This window comes from Listeria sp. SHR_NRA_18 (assembly GCF_003856515.1).
In the GTDB taxonomy this organism is placed as follows: domain Bacteria; phylum Bacillota; class Bacilli; order Lactobacillales; family Listeriaceae; genus Listeria_A; species Listeria_A newyorkensis.
The window spans coordinates 135,979-155,618 of record NZ_QPKR01000001.1; the positions used below are offsets into that span (position 1 = coordinate 135,979).

15 protein-coding genes and 2 other annotated features are annotated in these 19,640 nt (G+C 43.1%); all 15 genes read left to right on the forward strand.

The window, feature by feature from the left end; genetic code table 11:
• The first annotated feature begins 5 nt into the window (after positions 1–5).
• The 15 genes from icd to DUK53_RS00835 all read left to right on the forward strand — a co-directional run bounded on the left by icd (position 6) and on the right by DUK53_RS00835 (position 19,638).
• Positions 6–1,274 carry an NADP-dependent isocitrate dehydrogenase gene (gene icd / locus DUK53_RS00765; RefSeq protein ID WP_036133200.1) on the forward strand — a complete coding sequence of 423 codons (1,269 nt, stop codon included), beginning with the start codon at positions 6–8 and terminating at the stop codon, positions 1,272–1,274.
• Positions 1,275–1,423: 149 nt separating this feature from the next.
• Positions 1,424–4,051 carry a DNA polymerase I gene (polA, locus tag DUK53_RS00770; protein WP_036089502.1) on the forward strand — a complete coding sequence of 876 codons (2,628 nt, stop codon included), beginning with the start codon at positions 1,424–1,426 and terminating at the stop codon, positions 4,049–4,051.
• Positions 4,052–4,072: 21 nt separating this feature from the next.
• Entirely contained in the window at positions 4,073–4,894 is an 822-nt protein-coding gene (mutM, locus tag DUK53_RS00775) for a DNA-formamidopyrimidine glycosylase (RefSeq protein ID WP_036133199.1), read from the forward strand.
• Between the two features lie 9 nt (positions 4,895–4,903).
• Positions 4,904–5,500 carry a dephospho-CoA kinase gene (gene coaE / locus DUK53_RS00780; RefSeq protein ID WP_036089499.1) on the forward strand — a complete coding sequence of 199 codons (597 nt, stop codon included), beginning with the start codon at positions 4,904–4,906 and terminating at the stop codon, positions 5,498–5,500.
• Between the two features lie 64 nt (positions 5,501–5,564).
• Positions 5,565–6,023, forward strand: coding sequence for a transcriptional regulator NrdR (nrdR, locus tag DUK53_RS00785; RefSeq protein WP_036089498.1), 459 nt, complete (start codon positions 5,565–5,567; stop codon positions 6,021–6,023).
• 21 nt (positions 6,024–6,044) lie between these two features.
• On the forward strand, positions 6,045–7,442 hold the full coding sequence (locus tag DUK53_RS00790) for a replication initiation and membrane attachment family protein (protein WP_036089496.1): 1,398 nt from the start codon (positions 6,045–6,047) through the stop codon (positions 7,440–7,442).
• 5 nt (positions 7,443–7,447) lie between these two features.
• On the forward strand, positions 7,448–8,371 hold the full coding sequence (gene dnaI / locus DUK53_RS00795) for a primosomal protein DnaI (protein WP_036079331.1): 924 nt from the start codon (positions 7,448–7,450) through the stop codon (positions 8,369–8,371).
• Positions 8,372–8,431: 60 nt separating this feature from the next.
• Positions 8,432–8,665, forward strand: a binding site (T-box leader).
• 101 nt (positions 8,666–8,766) lie between these two features.
• Positions 8,767–10,689, forward strand: a complete 1,923-nt coding sequence (gene thrS, locus DUK53_RS00800) for a threonine--tRNA ligase (RefSeq protein WP_036089495.1) — start codon at positions 8,767–8,769, stop codon at positions 10,687–10,689.
• 99 nt (positions 10,690–10,788) lie between these two features.
• Positions 10,789–11,373 carry a ribosome biogenesis GTP-binding protein YihA/YsxC gene (gene yihA / locus DUK53_RS00805; RefSeq protein ID WP_036089494.1) on the forward strand — a complete coding sequence of 195 codons (585 nt, stop codon included), beginning with the start codon at positions 10,789–10,791 and terminating at the stop codon, positions 11,371–11,373.
• 96 nt (positions 11,374–11,469) lie between these two features.
• Complete coding sequence (gene hemA, locus DUK53_RS00810; RefSeq protein ID WP_036089493.1) at positions 11,470–12,768, forward strand: glutamyl-tRNA reductase; 1,299 nt, start codon at positions 11,470–11,472, stop codon at positions 12,766–12,768.
• Positions 12,765–13,697: a hydroxymethylbilane synthase gene (gene hemC / locus DUK53_RS00815; RefSeq protein ID WP_036133197.1), complete on the forward strand. Its 933-nt coding sequence runs from the start codon at positions 12,765–12,767 to the stop codon at positions 13,695–13,697. The genes hemA and hemC overlap by 4 nt, the downstream gene beginning before the upstream one ends.
• The gene (locus DUK53_RS00820; protein WP_036089491.1) at positions 13,690–14,397 is read left to right on the forward strand and encodes a uroporphyrinogen-III synthase; all 708 of its coding nucleotides are present in this window, start codon (positions 13,690–13,692) and stop codon (positions 14,395–14,397) included. The genes hemC and DUK53_RS00820 overlap by 8 nt, the downstream gene beginning before the upstream one ends.
• 2 nt (positions 14,398–14,399) lie before the next feature.
• Positions 14,400–15,380, forward strand: coding sequence for a porphobilinogen synthase (gene hemB / locus DUK53_RS00825; protein ID WP_036133195.1), 981 nt, complete (start codon positions 14,400–14,402; stop codon positions 15,378–15,380).
• A complete protein-coding gene (hemL, locus tag DUK53_RS00830; RefSeq protein ID WP_036133193.1) occupies positions 15,381–16,667 on the forward strand; it encodes a glutamate-1-semialdehyde 2,1-aminomutase in 1,287 nt (428 codons plus the stop codon).
• Between the two features lie 44 nt (positions 16,668–16,711).
• Positions 16,712–16,933 (forward strand) — a binding site (T-box leader).
• Between the two features lie 62 nt (positions 16,934–16,995).
• Positions 16,996–19,638: a valine--tRNA ligase gene (locus DUK53_RS00835; RefSeq protein WP_036089487.1), complete on the forward strand. Its 2,643-nt coding sequence runs from the start codon at positions 16,996–16,998 to the stop codon at positions 19,636–19,638.
• Positions 19,639–19,640 lie beyond the last annotated feature (2 nt).

The following is a 19,640-nucleotide window of genomic DNA, read 5'->3' on the forward strand; positions in this document are numbered from 1 at the left end:
TTCATTTGACACAAGGTGAAAAAATTCAAGTAGTAGACGGTGTTTTAAAAACGCCAAATAATCCAGTAATTCCGTTTATCGAAGGCGATGGCACAGGTCCAGACATTTGGCGTGCCGCTAAGCGCGTACTTGATGCGGCTGTTGAAAAAGCATATAACGGCGAGAAGCAAATCGATTGGAAAGAAGTTTTAGCGGGAGAAAAGGCGTTCAATCAAACGGGCGAATGGTTACCGCAAGCAACACTCGATACAATCGATGAATATTTAATCGCGATTAAAGGACCACTTACAACGCCAATTGGGGGTGGAATTCGTTCGCTAAACGTGGCGCTACGTCAAGAATTAGATCTATACGTATGCCTGCGTCCGGTTCGCTATTTTACAGGGGTTCCATCTCCGGTGAAGCGTCCTGAGGATACAGATATGGTTATTTTCCGGGAGAATACGGAAGATATTTATGCTGGGATTGAGTTTAAAGAAGGCAGCGATGAAGCGAAGAAATTGATTGCTTTCTTGCGCGATGAATTTGGCGTGAATAAAATCCGTTTCCCTGAAACATCAGGAATTGGCGTGAAACCTGTTTCAAAAGAAGGCACAGAGCGCTTAGTTCGCGCGGCGATTGAGTATGCGATTAGAGAAAACCGCAAATCATTGACGCTTGTGCATAAAGGAAACATTATGAAGTTCACAGAAGGCGCGTTCAAAACGTGGGGCTATGACCTTGCAGAACGCGAATTTGGCGATAAAGTCTTCACTTGGTCTGAATATGACCGTATCGTGGAAGCAGAAGGTGTGGACGCGGCTAATGCGAAGCAAGACGCGGCACTCGCGGCAGGTAAAATCTTAGTCAAAGATTCGATTGCGGATATATTCTTACAACAAATTTTGACACGTCCAGCGGAATTTGATGTTGTGGCGACGATGAACTTGAATGGGGATTATATTTCTGATGCGCTCGCGGCTCAAGTTGGCGGCATTGGTATCGCGCCTGGTGCGAATATTAACTATTTGACGGGACATGCGATTTTTGAGGCGACGCATGGTACGGCTCCGAAATACGCAAACCTTGACAAAGTGAATCCATCCTCGGTTATCCTTTCTGGGACGTTGCTACTCGAGCATATCGGATGGGGCGAGGCGGCGACTTTGATTATTAAATCGATGGAAAAAACAATCGCTGACAAAACGGTTACTTACGACTTCGCACGTTTGATGGACGGCGCGACGGAAGTAAAATGTTCCGAGTTTGCAGATGCGCTGATTCATAATTTTTAAGCGATAAAGGATACCGTGTTTTGAAGTGGGGGAGAACGTGTGGCTCTTGTTTCAAAACATGGTTTTTTTGTGTGCCTGAATAAAGGCGTATTCAGTGTTTCTATGTTAAAATGGACATAATGAGCGCTAAATTTTGAGGAGGAATCCCTGTGAATAAACTTGTACTAATTGATGGAAATAGTATCGCGAATCGTGCTTTTTACGCGTTGCCGCTTTTGAGCAATGATAAGGGCGTGTACACGAACGCGGTGTATGGTTTTGCGATGATGATTATGAATGTGTTGGAAAAAGAGCAGCCGGACCATGTGTTGGTGGCTTTTGATGCGGGGAAAACGACTTTTCGGCATAGTCAGTATAAAGAGTACAAAGGTGGACGCCAGAAGACGCCAAGTGAGCTGTCTGAGCAGTTTCCGTTTATTCGCGAGTTGCTGGATGCGTATTCGATTCCGCGCTATGAACTGCCGAATTATGAGGCGGATGACATTATTGGAACGATTACGAAACACGCTGAAAAAGACGGGCTAGAGGTCGTTGTGATTACGGGGGATCGCGATTTAACGCAGCTCGCGAGCGATAAAACAACGGTGTATATTACGAAAAAAGGCATCACGGATATGGAGCAAAATACACCGGCGAGTTTGAAAGAAAAATATGATCTTATGCCGGAGCAAATCATTGATATGAAAGGCTTAATGGGCGATGCTTCCGATAATATTCCTGGAATTCCTGGCGTCGGCGAGAAAACGGCATTAAAATTACTACATCAATTTGGCACGGTAGAAGAAGTACTAGCCAATGCCGATCAAATTTCGGGTAAAAAGCTACAAGAAAAAGTAATGGATAATAAAGAATCAGCCGTAATGAGTAAAGAATTGGCGACAATCAACACGGATTCGCCACTAGAAATTAAAGTCGCGGATCTGAAATATACTGGCTACGATACGGAAAAAGTGGTGCCGTTACTGAAAGAACTTGGTTTTGCGACACTTTTGAAAAATATACAGGGGGAATCGAGCGAACCGGAGAAAGAAATGGAGAGCCTCTCGTTTGAAATAGTAGATGAGATTACGGCGGAACATCTGAGCGACAAAACCGCGATTTATGTCGAATTGGATAATGACAACTACCATACGGCACCGTTTATTGGGATTGCGTTTCATTCGGAAGCGGGTACATTTTTCGCAAATGCGGATGCGCTCACAAAGTCTCCAGCATTGAAAACGTGGTTGGAAGATCCGAAAAAAGAAAAAGTCGTATACGATGCGAAGAAAACGATTGTCGGGCTTTCCAAATTTGATATTGCGGTCGACGGTATCGAATTCGATATTATGCTCGCTTCTTATTTACTCAACCCATCCGACACGATTGGTGATTTTGCGAGTGTTGCAGTGAGTCACGATTTCGACGCGGTGAAAACGGATGAATTGGTGTACGGAAAAGGGGCAAAACGCGCGATTCCAGAAGAAGCCATTGTTGCGGAACATCTGGCGCGTAAAGTTGTCGCCGTTTCCGAATTAGAGAAAAAAATGCGTACGGAACTCGAAAATAATGAGCAGTTAGGCTTATTTGAAGACCTCGAATTACCGCTATCCAAGGTTTTAGCGAAAATAGAAATGTACGGCGTCAAAGTGGACACGGCGCGTCTAGAAGATATGAAAGTTGAGTTGGCAGGCCGATTAAGCGAACTCGAAAAAACGATTCATGAGTATGCAGGATCTGAATTCAACATCAATTCGCCGAAACAATTAGGCGTTATCCTGTTCGAAAATCTAGGGCTCCCAGCAGAAAAGAAAACGAAAACAGGCTATTCCACATCCGCCGACGTCCTTGAAAAACTGGCAGGATCGCATCCAATCATTGAAAGCATCCTGATGTACCGTCAACTTGGCAAACTCCAATCAACCTACATCGAAGGCTTGCTAAAAGTGACACATCAAGATACGCAAAAAGTATACACGCGTTTTAACCAGACATTGGCGCAAACAGGCCGTTTGAGCTCTGTTGACCCGAACCTGCAAAATATCCCGATTCGTTTGGAAGAAGGCCGCAAAATTCGTCAAGTCTTTGTCCCATCTGAACCAGGTTGGAAGATTTTTTCTGCGGATTACTCACAAGTCGAACTACGCGTTTTGGCGCATATTTCAGAAGATGAGAACCTACAATACGCCTTCAAACACGACTATGATATCCATACAAAAACTGCGATGGACGTTTTCCACGTGGAGCAGGAAGAAGTCGATTCGTTGATGCGCCGCCAAGCAAAAGCCGTCAATTTTGGTATCGTATATGGCATTAGTGATTACGGTTTATCGCAGAATCTAGGTATTACGCGGAAAGAAGCACGGGATTTTATCGATCGTTATTTTGCGAGTTATCCTGGCGTAAAAGAGTACATGGAAGAAATTGTGCGTTCTGCGAAGGAAAAAGGCTATGTTGAAACGATTTTGCATCGTCGCCGTTATATTCCTGAAATCACGAGTCGCAACTTCAACGTTCGTGGATTTGCCGAAAGAACCGCGATGAATACACCGATTCAAGGAAGTGCCGCGGATATTATCAAAAAAGCGATGATTCTCATGAATGACCGTCTTATCTCGGAGAAACTCGAAGCACGTTTGCTACTCCAAGTGCACGATGAGCTCATTTTTGAAGCACCGGAAAGCGAAATCGCGAAACTCGAAGAAATCGTTCCCGATGTGATGGAGAATGCCGTCGCGCTTTCTGTCCCACTCAAAGTCGATAGTTCTTTCGGAGACACGTGGTACGACGCGAAATAACAGAAGTAAGGGGTTAAAATCATGCCAGAATTACCAGAAGTAGAAAACGTTCGGGCAACACTCGCCGAACTTGTTATAGGAAAAGAAATCGATCAAGTTATCGTCGGCGTTCCAAAGATGATCGTCGGCATGCCAGCAGAACAATTTGTTGGGAATATGATCGGGCAAAAAATCGAAGCCGTTCGCCGTCGCGGCAAGTTTCTGCTAATCGACACAACGGATGGCACGCTTTTATCGCATTTGCGCATGGAGGGCAAGTACCGTCTCAATAATGCGACAGATCCAGTGGACAAGCACACACACGTCACGTTCCACTTCACGGATAACACAGAACTACGCTACCTTGATGTCCGGAAGTTTGGCACGATGGAACTCGTATTAAAAGGGCAAGAAGGACTCACCAAATCTATCCAAAAACTCGGACCAGAACCGCTTTCCGACACGTTTGAAAAGAGCGCTTTTGCGATGAAACTAATGAAATCAGGTCGCGCCGTCAAAACCGTTTTGCTGGATCAAAGTCTTGTTGCGGGTATCGGAAATATTTACGCGGATGAGGTTTGTTTTCAGGCGAAGGTACTTCCGGAAAGACCGGCGAACACATTAACACCAGCTGAAATCATGCGACTTTATGAGAGTACTAGGTCAATCATGGCAGAAGCAGTCGCACTCGGAGGTTCCACCATTCGTACGTATGTGAACTCACAAGGAAAGATTGGCGGTTATCAAGATAAACTGCAAGTCTACGGCGAAAAAGACAATCCGTGTCCGGTTTGTGGCACGCCAATTGTGAAAATCAAACTGAATGGCAGGGGCACGCATTTTTGCCCGAAATGTCAGAAATAGGTGACGCGGATGGCTTATATTATTGGATTAACAGGCGGAATTGCAAGCGGTAAAAGCACGGTTAGTCAGATGCTTCATGAAGCTGGTTTTCCAATTGTTGACGCGGATATCGCTGCTCGAAAAGTTGTCGAGGCTGGGACGGAAGGCGCGAAGCAAATCAGAGCTACTTTTGGCGCAGAGGTTTTTCAAGAGAACGGGGAGCTTGATCGGCAGAAGTTGGGTAGCATTATTTTTCACGATAGTGAGAAGCGAGAAGTTTTAAACGCGATTGTGCACCCGCTTGTAAGGCGCTGGATGTTGGCTGAACGGGATCGATGGATAGCCGCTGGACATGATATTATCGTTTTTGATATTCCACTTTTGATAGAGAGTAAGCTGCAAGAAATGGTAGATACGATTGTCGTTGTTTTTGTGGATGAAAAGACGCAATTAGAGCGTTTGATGAAGCGGAATAATTTAGGGAAAAGCGAGGCACAAGCTAGAATCGCCAGCCAATTACCGCTAGCTGAAAAAATAAAACAGGCAGATATTGTGATTGATAATTCACAGAGTTTAGCCGAAACAGAACAACAAGTAAGCGCGCTAGTCCGCACCTTTTCAAAGTAGAAGCTTTGGTGGGAGTCGTGGTATACTAGGGAAAAGGAATCACATAAAATAGGAGTGGATGACAATGAAATGTCCATCTTGTAAAGGCAATAGCTCACGCGTTGTGGATTCAAGACCGGCGGATGATGGCAATTCCATTCGACGTCGCAGAGAATGTGAAACGTGCGGCTTTCGCTTCACCACATTCGAAAAAGTAGAAGAAAGCCCGCTTATCGTCGTCAAAAAAGACGGTGTTCGTGAAGAGTTTGCCAGAGAGAAAATATTGCGCGGCCTCATTCGTGCTTGTGAAAAGCGGCCGGTCTCCGTGGAACAATTGGAAGACGTCGTGAACGCAGTCGAACGCGAGCTACGAAGCATCGGTGAAAGTGAAGTATCTTCGCATTTGATCGGTGAGAAATTAATGGATAAATTGGCGGTTTTAGACGAGGTTGCCTATGTGCGATTTGCCTCGGTTTACCGCCAGTTCAAGGATATCAGCGTTTTTGTGGAAGAACTAAAAGATTTAATGAATAAGACAAAATAGGAGTAAGAAAGGTGAAGTAGAGTGGCAGAATTTTGGATGGAGTTACAGCCGGTCGATAGCTATCAAGTGAAGGCGAATGGTGTTTTATCAGAAAAAGACCGCAAAATCATGACTTTTTTATATCAGCCGCTAATGGGAGCAGAATGTTTGGCGCTCTACGACACGCTTGTCACAGAGGTGGAGGAGAACCGCCTTTGGTCCGAGAGCCATAGTCATACCCAGCTGCTAAACTTGCTCGGGATCAGCTTGTCGAACCTTTTCCAAGCACGATTGAAGCTAGAGGGGTTGGGCTTGTTGCGGAGTTTCGTGCAGACGACCGGCGAATCCCGACATTACATATACGAAATGGCAGCACCGCTTTCTCCTGAGCAGTTTTTTTCCGACGGGTTATTGAATATTTATTTATATAGCAAAATTGGAAACGCACAGTACCAACGATTGCGCCGCTTTTTTTCCGATGAACCGATGTCAGAAGATGGTTTTGATGAGGTGACGCGTTCGTTTCAGGATGTATTTGAGACGTTTCAAGGGAGCGAATTGCCGGTGAGTACGGTCGCGAATGGCGAACCTGTTGGGCGTGCGGTATCGCGAGGTGTCACGCTCGATGACAAAGCATTTGATTTTGCGGTGATGCTCCAAAGTTTATCGCCGACGATGTTATCACGAAATGCGGTGACGGAAGAAGTTCGCGCGTGCATTCTGAAACTGCACGCGATTTATGCGGTGGAAGAGCTCGATATGGTGCATTATTTGTATCGATCGGTGCAAGCAGACGGTTCGCTAGATCTAGACTATTTGCGCAAAATTGTACGAGATGGCTACCAGTTGCAACATAACCGCTTGCCGGAATTAAAAGCGAAAACCGAGCCTAAAGTCGCGTCACAAGATCTGCAGCCGCAAGAAGGTGCGTCGGATACAGAAGCGCTTGCTTATTATTTGGAAAACGTGACGCCATATCAATTGATGGTCGATATTAGCGATGGGGCAGTGCCTGCAGAGACCGACCTTAAAGTCATTGATGAAGTTTTGGCGCAACAGAATTTGCCGATTCCAGTCATGAATGTATTGATTGAATATGTTTTGCTTCGACTAGACGGTAAAATTTCTAAAAACTACATGATGACCATCGCAGCTCACTGGAAACGTAAAAAAGTACAGACCGCCAAAGAAGCGATGGAAATGGCTTGGGCTGAGCATGAAAAATATAAGAAACTTCAAGAAGAAGGCACGCAGAAACCGCCGGCCAATTATCGCAATAACAACCGTAAATTCAATCAAACAGGACGCAAAGAAATTTTGCCAGATTGGTTTGATAAAGAAGAAGTGAAACCAGTTGAAAAAGAAATGACTGTCCGCGAAAAATCGACGCTCGACAAGCAAGTTGAAGAGATGAAAAAACGCTTAAAAGAAGGTAGGTGACGAAGATGGATAAAATCGAAAGAACGCTCGGTCAGCTCTTCCAAGGTCGCGATTTTGAAAAACAATATGAAACATTGAAGCAGCAAGTTTTTGCTTATGGGCCGGTGAAGCAGTTTCTAAACGAGCACCAATCAGAGCTAAACGAACAAATCATCAATCAGAACTTATCCAAGCTTTACGAATTTATGACGGAGCACGAGAAGTATCAGCAAAAAGAAGATACATTGATGCCTGGTTACGCGCCGCGACTTAGTTTGAACGGCGACTATATCACGGTCACATATTACCCAACCGAGGAGAAAATTCAGGCAGACCGACAGCGCGCGATAGAAAAACGCATCCGGTCTCTATACATGCCGAAGCAAGTGATGGAGGCAACATTGGATGATTTTTCAATCGATAATGAGTCGCGTAGTGCGGCATTTTTAGCGGCTGGTGAATTTTTAAGCACCTATGAAAAAGGCGCCACTGGTATGCAAAAAGGTCTCTATATTCACGGCAGTTTCGGAACGGGAAAATCGTATTTACTTGGTGCTATGGCAAAGGATTTGGCGCTAAAAGGAATCTCAACAACGCTCGTATATCTACCAGAATTTATGCGTGAAATCAAGCAATCGATAGCGGATAACAGCGTCGGTGAAAAAATCCAGTTCGCGAAAGAAACCGATATTTTGATGTTAGATGATATTGGCGCGGAATCGATGACGACATGGACGCGTGATGAAGTGCTGGGAGCCATTTTGCAGTTCCGGATGCAAGAAGAATTGCCAACGTTTTTCTCGTCTAATTACAGTATGGAGCATCTAGAAAACCACTTGATGTTTTCGAATAATGGCACGGAAGAACGCATGAAGGCCCGCCGAATTATGGAACGGATTCGTTACTTGTCGAAAGAAGTAGAACTGGATGGCAGAAATAGGCGCTATTAAATTTTTTAGTACTAAAGCTTGCCATTTTGTCCAATCCGATTTATAATACAGGTAATGATGAAACAAGTATTGATAAGGACAACATTTTATTAGCGTCTGATTCACAGAGAAGGAGGCATTGCTGAGAACCTCCTAATTAGCCAGTAAAGTGACCCCCTTTGAACTTTTCATTCGAAATTGGGTATTCCCAGTAGTAGTTTGAGACGGATCACACCGTTAACTGTGACAAGAGTAGAATTTTTCGGAATTCTTGAATCTTGGGTGGAACCACGTGTTGAAAGACTCGTCCCTTGCATAAGCTAGGGATGGGTCTTTTTTTGTTCCCCAAAAAGTTAGAATGTGCTTGAAAAAAGTCCGCGTTTCGTCTAAAAAATTGGAAGAAGGAGTCGAAGAAAATGAAAATTACATTTCCAGATGGTGCAGTAAAAGAATTTGAGGCAGGCGTTTCCACAGCAGATATCGCCGCGTCCATCAGCCCAGGCCTCAAGAAAAAGGCATTAGCAGGTAAAGTGAACGGAACATTGGTCGACTTAGTAACACCGATTCTTGAGGATTCAAAAATCGAAATTGTGACTCCGGATCACGAAGACGCGCTGCAAATTTTGCGACATAGTTCCGCGCATTTACTAGCTCAAGCTTTAAAACGTTTATATCCAGGTATTACTTTTGGGGTAGGTCCAGCTATCGATTCTGGTTTCTACTATGACGTCGATACGGAAGTGGCGATCAGCGAAGAAACTTTCCCGGTAATCGAAAAAGAAATGCAAAACATCATTCGTGAAAATTTGCCGATTACACGTGAAGAAGTCTCCCGCGATGAAGCGATCAAACGTTTCAAAGCAATCGGTGATAACTATAAATTAGAACTTATCGAAGCGATTCCAGCAGAGGAAACAGTGACTATCTATACACAAGGCGAATTTTTCGACCTATGTCGTGGTGTGCACGTTCCATCAACTGGTAAAATTCAAGTATTCCAATTGCTAAGTGTGGCTGGTGCTTACTGGCGCGGCGATAGCAATAACAAAATGTTGCAACGTATTTACGGAACAGCCTTTTTCGATAAAAATGGTTTGAAAGAATTTCTACGTCTGCAACAAGAGGCGAAAGAGCGTGATCACCGCAAACTTGGTAAAGAGTTGGAGTTATTTGCGAATAGTCAAGAAGTTGGACAAGGCTTACCGCTATGGCTTCCAAAAGGTGCGACAATCCGCCGCGTGATCGAGCGTTACATCGTTGATAAAGAGGAACGCCTAGGCTACAACCACGTTTACACTCCAATTATGGCAAACGTAGAGCTTTACAAAACAAGCGGTCACTGGGATCACTATCATGAAGACATGTTCCCAACAATGAAAATGGACAATGAAGAGCTTGTGCTTCGTCCGATGAACTGTCCGCATCACATGATGATTTACAAAAATGACATTCACAGTTATCGCGAATTACCAATCCGCATCGCAGAACTTGGTATGATGCATCGCTATGAAATGAGTGGCGCGCTTTCAGGCTTACAACGGGTTCGCGGTATGACTCTAAATGACGCGCATGTATTCGTTCGCCCAGATCAAATTCAAGACGAATTCAAACGTGTTGTCGAACTTATTTTAGCTGTGTACAAAGATTTCGCGATTACAGATTATAGTTTCCGTCTAAGCTATCGCGATCCTGAAAACACGGAGAAATATTTCGATGACGACGCGATGTGGGAAAAAGCGCAAGGCATGTTGAAAGACGCGATGGACGACATGGGCTTGGATTACTATGAAGCAGATGGCGAAGCTGCATTCTACGGGCCAAAACTTGACGTTATGGTGAAAACTGCAATTGGCAAAGACGAAACATTATCTACTGTCCAACTTGATTTCCTGCTTCCAGAACGCTTTGACTTAACTTATATCGGCGAAGATGGCGAAAAACACCGTCCAGTCGTGATTCACCGTGGCGTTGTCTCAACAATGGAACGCTTCGTTGCCTACTTGATTGAGGAATATAAAGGCGCGTTCCCAACATGGTTGGCACCGATCCAAATGGAGCTTATCCCAGTTAGCATCGATGCACATATGGATCACAGCAAAGCGCTGAAAGATAAGTTAATGTATGCCGGTTTCCGCGTGGAAGTCGACGAACGCAATGAAAAACTTGGTTACAAGATTCGCGAAGCACAAACAAAGAAAATCCCGTATGCGCTCGTTATCGGTGATCAAGAGGTAGAGAACAACACAGTCAACGTACGTAAATATGGCGAGAAAGATTCAGAAACATTACCACTAGACGAATTCATCGCACGCGTACAAGCAGAAGTATCGCAAATCTAGTTTTCAAGGAAGGTTCTCCCATCAGCGGAGAGCCTTTTTGCTTAATTTGCATAATTCCGTTATACTTAAAAAAGATCATTTTAGATAAAGGTGGAAACTATGAATATAAATAATGTAGAACTTGTAATAAGTGCTGTTTGGAAAGAGCAGTATCCAGATGGCGGTTTGCCAGAGTTTGCGCTCGCAGGTCGTTCGAATGTCGGGAAATCTTCTTTCATTAACACGATGATTCGCCGTAAAAGTATGGCCAGAATCTCGCAAAAACCAGGGAAAACGCAAACATTGAACTTTTATAAAATTGAAGATTCCTTTTTCTTCGTCGATGTTCCAGGATACGGTTTTGCCAAAGTCTCTAAGAAGGAACGTCAAAAATGGGGCGAGATGATTGAAACATACATGACGAGCAGAACGCCTCTTAAAGCAGTGATTCAGATTGTAGATTTACGTCATAAGCCAACCGAAGATGACCGGAACATGTATGAATTTTTGAAATACTATCAGATTCCAGCTATCGTTATTGCTACAAAAGCTGATAAAATTCCGCGTAGCAAATGGCATAAAAACATGAAAATAGTGAAAGAAGCACTAGATTTCGATCCAGAAGATGGTTTTGTGATGTTTTCCTCTGAAACAAAGATGGGCAAAGAAGAAGCTTGGAAATTAATTGAAGAAGCAATGCAGTAAGTCGTTGCGATTATTCACAAGCGAACAAGTTGGCGCCCGTTCTAAAAAGTGATAGAATGAAGCTTGAATTTATTAATGTAAAAAGGGGGCTTATTGATGTACATTCTCTCTGTCGGTCTAAATCATACAAGCGCGCCAATCGAAATACGAGAACGGTTAGCTTTCAATCCAGAAGAAGAGGAAATGGCATTGGTTTCCTTGCATCAAGAAAAAAGTATTTTAGAAAATGTTATTATATCGACATGTAACCGTACTGAAATTTTTGCTGTGGTGGATCAACTCCATACAGGAAGATACTATATTAAGCGTTTCTTAGCCAATTGGTTCCAAATGGATATGCAAATTTTGGAGCCTTATTTGCTGTTTTTTGAAGAAGAAGAGGCCGTGAAACATCTGTATCGCGTCACGAGTGGCTTGGACTCTTTGATTATCGGTGAAACGCAGATTCTTGGTCAGGTCAAGGACGCGTTCACAAGCGCGCAAACAATCGGAACAACGGGAACAATTTTAAATCAACTATTCCGCGAGTCAGTTCATTTCGCCAAAAACGTACACCATACGATGAAAATCAACGAAAATGCAGTGTCTATTAGTTATGCCGCGGTGGAAGTCGTGAAAAAAGCATGTATGGATGTTGCAAATAAGAAAACAGTCATTGTCGGCGCTGGGAAAATGGGCGTGCTAGCGATTCAGAACATGCTTGGAGCCAAAATAGCTGATGTCACGCTGTTAAATAGAACGAGCGCGCGCGCGGAAGATGTGGCAGAAAAGTTAGGTATCCAGTGGTCGGATTACGCTAGCTTGAGCGAACAACTAAAGCATGCAGACATTGTCATTACTTCCACATCAGCAACGACACCAATCATCACCCAAAATATGATAGCTGAGCGTGAAAAAGCGCTTGTCATTATAGATATTGCTTTACCGCGAAACGTTGAAGCGACATGTGCAGAGATTCCCAATGTGACGTTGTTTGACATTGACGACTTAGGTGATGTCATCCAAGAAAACACACAACAACGGCAAGCAATGGTCATCGAAATCGAAGCACAAATTGAAGAAGCTTGCGTGAATTTTTATGAATGGGAGAAACAGCTCGGCGTTGTTCCAATCATTAAAGATCTACGTGAAAAAGCGTTGGCATTACAAGCAGAAACGATGCAGAGTCTTTCGAATAAATTGCCAAACCTATCAGATCGGGAACAAGTCATTGTCGGTAAACACATGAAGAGTATCATTAATCAGTTACTGAAACATCCAATTTCTGAATTAAAAGAGATGGCAACAAGTGCAGATGCCGCGCATGACATTGAAGTTTTCCAAAATATATTTGACCTTCAAAAAACAGAAGAAACGATAGAAATAACTAAAGAAAAAGTTGGTGAAAAAGCATGACTCGAAAAATTATTGTTGGTTCAAGACGCAGCCAACTAGCTTTAACGCAGACAAAATGGGTGATTGCAAAACTTCAAGAACAATTTCCAGAAATAAGTTTTGAGATTGAGGAAATTGTGACAAAAGGCGATCGTATTTTAGATGTTACATTGAGCAAAGTTGGTGGCAAGGGCCTTTTTGTGTCGGAAGTAGAAGATGCGCTGATTGCAAAGCGAATTGATTTCGCTGTACATAGTATGAAAGATGTCCCATCTGAGCTAGCCGGTGGACTAATGATTGGTGCCATTCCAAAACGTGAGAATCCACTGGACTGCCTTATTTTTAAGCAGGGAAATAGCTTAGATAGTTTGGCTAATGGTGCTGTCATTGGGACAAGTAGTTTGCGACGTGCTGCGCAATTATTGCATGTACGACCAGATTTAAACATTAAGCCCATTCGCGGGAATATTGATACAAGGCTTAGGAAGTTGCGGGAAGAGGATTTTGACGCAATCGTGCTAGCAGTTGCTGGATTGAAACGCATGGATTGGCTAGATAAGCTGGAGCAAGGTTATGCTTTCTTGGATGAATCGATTTGCTTACCAGCTGTTGGACAGGGAGCACTTGCGATTGAGTGTCGCGCAGATGATACCGTTGTCAAAGAGATGCTCGCACTATTGAATGATGAGGAAACAAACCTTGCCGTAACAGCAGAACGCACACTTTTAAAAGCATTAGATGGCGGTTGTGAAATTCCAATTGCTGGTCACGCGACTGTAAAAGATGGTTCTTTAGAGTTAAAAGGTCTGGTTAGTTCTGTTGATGGCAAGTTATTTTATCAAATTACAGAACAGGGAGAAGACCCTAAGGCGCTTGGTTTAAGTGTAGCGGATCAGCTTATCCAACTTGGTGCTAAAGAGGTTATTCAAGGATTAAGAGATAATGTCTAAACACGTTTTATTAACACGTGAAGCTTCGAAAAATATGCCTTGGCTAGATGTGTTGGAAAGCGCAGGGTTTCGTGCTTCGGCAGTTCCGATGATTGAGACTAGGCCACACCCGTGCGACGAGGTTTTAGACGAATACGATTGGATTATATTCACAAGTGCAAACACAGTTCGTTATTTTTTTGAGCAACAAGCAGTAATCCCTAAAAAAATAAAAATAGCAGTGATCGGTGAGAAAACAACGGAGGCACTTGCTTTATACGGTTACTCGCCTCATTTTCATCCGTCATTATTTACAACGGATGTGTTTATTGAAGAATGGCTAGCGCTTGGTTTAGTATCGCAACTTATTTTCCTTCCAAAAAGCAATATCGCGCGTGATGAAATTGCGAAACGCTTCGCTCAATCAGGGCATTTAGTCAAAGAAAGCGTGATTTATGAAACTGGTTTTCCAGAAGAATCTATCAATCAGTTACAATCTGTTATGCATTACCAGCCCATCGATATCGCGATATTTGCTAGCCCTTCTGCATGGCGCCATTTTCTGAAAAGCTATACCGGAGATATCAAATCTTTAAAAATCGCATCCATCGGCCCAGTAACAACCGAGGCGATTAAAAAATCTGGTTTTTCGGTCGCATATGAGCCAGATAACTATACAATGCAACAAATATGCGAATTATTAATAGAAGGAGAGATATGACAATGAGTCCAAATTTTGATAGACATCGGCGCTTGCGGAGCAGTACCGCAATGCGCGACCTTGTTCGCGAAACGGTTTTACATACCGATGATCTGATTTATCCTATTTTTGTAAAAGAAGGTAAAGAGGCCAAAACAGAAGTGAGCTCCATGCCTGGCGTTTTCCAATTCCCTTTACATGAATTGGAGGCTGAAATTGAAGAGCTTACCAAGTTAGGTATCAAAGCAATCATCTTGTTCGGGCTCCCTGACGATAAAGACGACGTAGGAACAGGCGCATATCACGACCATGGAATTGTTCAAGAAGCCACGCGATTAGTGAAAAAATTAGCTCCAGAAATGATTGTTATTGCAGATACATGCCTTTGCGAATTCACAGATCATGGACATTGCGGTGTGATTGAAAATGGCGAAGTAAAAAACGACGCATCGTTAGAACTGCTCAAACAAACAGCAGTTAGCCAAGCAAAAGCTGGTGCCGATATCATTGCCCCCTCCAATATGATGGACGGCTTTGTGCAAGTTATTCGTGAAGGTCTAGATGAAGCAGGCTATCAAGATATCCCGATTATGTCTTATGCTGTGAAATATGCCTCCGCTTTTTATGGTCCTTTCCGTGATGCAGCGAATAGTGCACCTCAATTCGGTGATCGAAAAACCTACCAAATGGATCCCGCTAATAGACTTGAAGCGTTGCGCGAAGCAAAAAGTGATGAACAAGAAGGCGCGGATTTCCTGATTGTCAAACCGTCCCTTTCCTACCTCGATATTATCAGAGACGTGCGCAATCAAACGAATCTTCCCGTCGTGGCCTACAATGTAAGTGGCGAGTATGCGATGGTAAAAGCTGCGAGCGCCAACGGTTGGATCGATGAAGAGCGAATTGTAATGGAAATGCTGACGAGTATGAAGCGTGCTGGCGTGAGTCTGATTATTACTTATTTCGCCAAAGACGTTGCCCTCTATCTAAAAGGAGATGCTTAGATGAATAAATATACAAACTCAATCAAAGCCTTTAAAGAAGCAGAAAAAATATTGCCAGGTGGTGTTAATAGTCCAGTTCGTGCATTTAAATCAGTAAACGCGAATCCTGTTTTTATAGAGTATGGAAAAGGAGCTTATTTAACCGATATCGACGGCAATAAATATATCGATTACGTCCTATCTTGGGGGCCTTTAATTCTAGGTCATGCGAACGAAGGCGTTATTAAAGCAGTTACCGATGCCGCTATGAAAGGGACGAGCTTCGGAACACCGACAGAAATCGAAACCGAACTAGCAAAACTTGTCGTAGAACGTGTCCCATCTGTAGAAATGGTTCGCATGGTATCCTCAGGAACAGAAGCAACAATGAGCGCCATTCGATTAGCAAGAGGCTATACCAAAAGAAATAAGATAGTGAAATTCGAAGGAAGCTATCACGGCCACGGCGATTCCTTGCTAATAAAAGCAGGATCAGGCGTTGCAACGCTTGGCTTGCCAGATTCCCCAGGAGTCACGCCAGGACTTGCTGCTGATACCATAGCTGTTCCATACAATGACTTAGAAAGCGTAAAGTTCGTCTTCGAAAAATATGGTGCAGAAATAGCAGCTGTCATCGTGGAGCCAGTAGCAGGAAATATGGGCGTTGTGCCTCCAATCGAAGGATTCCTAGAAGGGCTACGCGAAGTGACGACTCAGTATGAAAGCCTTCTGATTTTTGATGAAGTCATGACGGGTTTCCGCGTTGATTTTTATAGCGCACAAGGTCTTTATGTTGTCACGCCTGATATCACTTGTCTTGGAAAAGTAATCGGTGGTGGGCTACCAGTCGGCGCTTACGGCGGGAAAAAAGAAATTATGGAACACATTGCCCCAGCAGGTTCTATTTATCAAGCAGGAACATTATCAGGAAACCCGGTAGCAATGAACGCAGGCTATGCCACACTAAAACAATTAACACCACATCACTATGATGCGTTTAGAGCTCTGATAGATCAGCTGGAAGAGGGGCTAGAAGTATTATCGAAGCAATATGAAGTCCCACTTTCTATCAACAGAGCAGGTTCCATGTTCGGCTTTTTCTTCACCAATCAAAAAGTAACAAATTACGACACTGCAAAAACATCGGATCTGACTTATTTCTCTAACTACTACCGAGAAATGCTCAATAATGGGGTTTTCTTACCACCTTCTCAATATGAAGGCTTGTTTATCTCAACGGAACACACAGATGTAGAAATCGCAAAAACACTAGAAGCAATGGAAGCAGCTATGAAGGCACTGCGTTGACGTTTCTGCGTTTATTTGATACAATAAATCCAATCTAAATATTCGTAAATGCAAGGATGAGGAAGAGTAGAATATTTTTTCTTACTACAGAGAGGAGACGGCTGGTGCGAGTCTCTAAGAAAAGTATTCGAACGTAGCCTCTGAGCAGTATCCCTGAAAAAAGAGTAAGGGATATCGGGAAACTTTCTCTCGTTAAATTAATGAAGTGCCGGTTTTGTGTACGGTAAAAAGGTGGTACCGCGGAAAATACTCTTTTCGTCCTTTATGGATGAGAGGAGTTTTTTTGTGTTTCAAAAATGCTGAAAATCAATTTATAGGGGGAAAAACAATGACTGAACTGAATATGCCAACCAAATATAACCCGCAAGATATCGAAAAAAATAGATACGACTGGTGGATTGAGCAAGAATTTTTTAAAGCGGACGGTAAAAATGATAAACCCGCGTACTCCGTTGTTATCCCACCGCCCAATGTCACAGGAAAATTACATCTAGGTCATGCATGGGATACGACATTACAAGATATCCTAACACGAATGAAACGGATGCAAGGGTATGACACGCTTTATCTTCCGGGAATGGACCACGCCGGCATCGCTACACAGGCAAAAGTGGAAGCTAAACTGCGCGAAAGCGATATCTCTCGCTATGATCTTGGTCGAGAGAAGTTTCTATCCAAAGCTTGGGATTGGAAAGAAGAATACGCTACATTCATTAGAGAGCAGTGGAAGAAAATCGGCTTAGGGTTAGATTACTCTAGAGAGAGATTTACATTGGACGAAGGTCTATCTGATGCAGTAAAAAAAGTTTTTGTTTCACTATACGAAAAAGATCTGATTTACCGCGGTCAATACATTATTAACTGGGATCCCGTTGCTAAAACAGCCCTATCAGATATCGAGGTTATCCACCAAGACGTGGAAGGTCAATTCTATCATTTGAAATATCCTTTAACAGATGGTTCGGGCTTCCTTGAGGTTGCAACGACAAGACCGGAGACAATTCCAGGAGACACAGCGGTTGCCGTTCATCCTAAAGATGAGCGCTACCAATCATTCATCGGAAAAACTATCACACTACCAATCATTGGCCGAGAAATTCCAATTGTTGCAGATGACTATGTGGAACGCGAATTCGGCTCTGGCGTTGTAAAAATTACGCCAGCACACGATCCTAACGATTTTGAAGTCGGTAATCGCCATGATTTACCCCGCGTTATCGTAATGAATGAGGATGCAACAATGAACGAAGCATCAGGAAAATATAATGGTATGGACCGGTTTGAAGCGAGAAAAGCTATTATCGAAGACTTTAAGGAACTGGGGCTATTCATTAAACAAGAGCCACATCTTCATTCTGTGGGGCATTCAGAACGTACAGGAGCTGTTGTTGAACCTTATTTATCCATGCAGTGGTTTGTAAAAATGCAACCCTTAGCAGAGCAAGCAGTGAAATTACAAGAAAATCAAGATGAAAAAATAAACTTCATACCTGAGCGTTTCGAAAAAACATATCTTTCTTGGATGGAGAACATTCACGATTGGTGTATTTCTCGTCAGCTATGGTGGGGGCACAGAATTCCTGCTTGGTACCATAAAGAAACTGGTGAACTCTATGTGGGAGAAAATGCGCCCGCAGACATTGAGAACTGGAATCAGGACGAAGATGTACTTGATACTTGGTTCAGCTCTGCACTATGGCCTTTTTCAACAATGGGATGGCCAGATGAGGAAAATCCGGATTTTCAAAAGTTTTTCCCAACGAGTACGCTTGTAACCGGATATGACATTATCTTTTTCTGGGTATCTAGAATGATTTTCCAATCAGTGGAATTTACGGATACAAGGCCCTTTAAAGATACACTGATACACGGTTTAGTCAGAGATGCAGATGGTAAAAAGATGTCTAAATCACTCGGAAATGGTGTTGACCCAATAGAAGTGGTTGAGAAATACGGTGCAGATTCTCTACGCTATACGCTATCGACAGGAACCGCGCCAGGTCAAGATTTGAAATTTAGCTTTGAAAAAGTAGAATCAACTTGGAATTTCATTAATAAAATTTGGAACGCTTCCCGTTTTGCGTTGATGAACATGGAAGGCATGAAATACGAAGCTATCGACTTATCAAACGTGACAGAAGTGAGTGACAAGTGGATACTGACGCGACTTAATGAAACGATTGAAACGGTGACTAACCTTGCGGAAAAATACGAATTTGGCGAAGTAGGTCGAACGCTTTATAATTTTATTTGGGATGAGTTTTGTGACTGGTACATCGAAATTGCAAAAATATCCCTGTACGGCGATGATTTAGAGGCGAAGAAAACAACCAGATCTGTTCTAGCGTATGTGTTGGATAATACGATGCGATTACTACACCCATTCATGCCATTCGTAACAGAAGAAATTTGGCAAAACTTACCTCATGAAGGGGCGTCCATCACCATTGCAGATTGGCCAAAAGTAAATGAGAAGCAAGTGGATAAAGAAGCAGCGGACTCAATGAAGCTACTTGTGGAAGTTATCCGAGCAGTTCGTAACATCCGCGCAGAAGTGAACACTCCGCTTAGCAAGCAAATTGAATTACAACTAAAACCGAAAACAGAAACACATAAAGCTATCTTAGAGAAAAATATTTCTTATATTGAGCGCTTCTGTAATCCTGAGACGACTACGATTTCATTTGATTTAGAGCCTTCGAAAACCGCAATGACAGCCGTAGTTTCTGGGGCGGAGATATACTTGCCACTTGAAGGGCTTATCAACATGGATGAAGAGATTGCTCGATTAGAAAAAGAGTTATCAAAATGGAAAAAAGAAGTTTCACGTGTACAAGGAAAGCTATCAAACGAGAAATTCATGGCAAAAGCACCGGCCAATGTCATTGAAGAAGAGCGAGCGAAAGAAAAAGACTATATGGAGAAAAAACTATTGGTCGAAGAAAGAATTAATTCATTGAAAAATAACTAAAT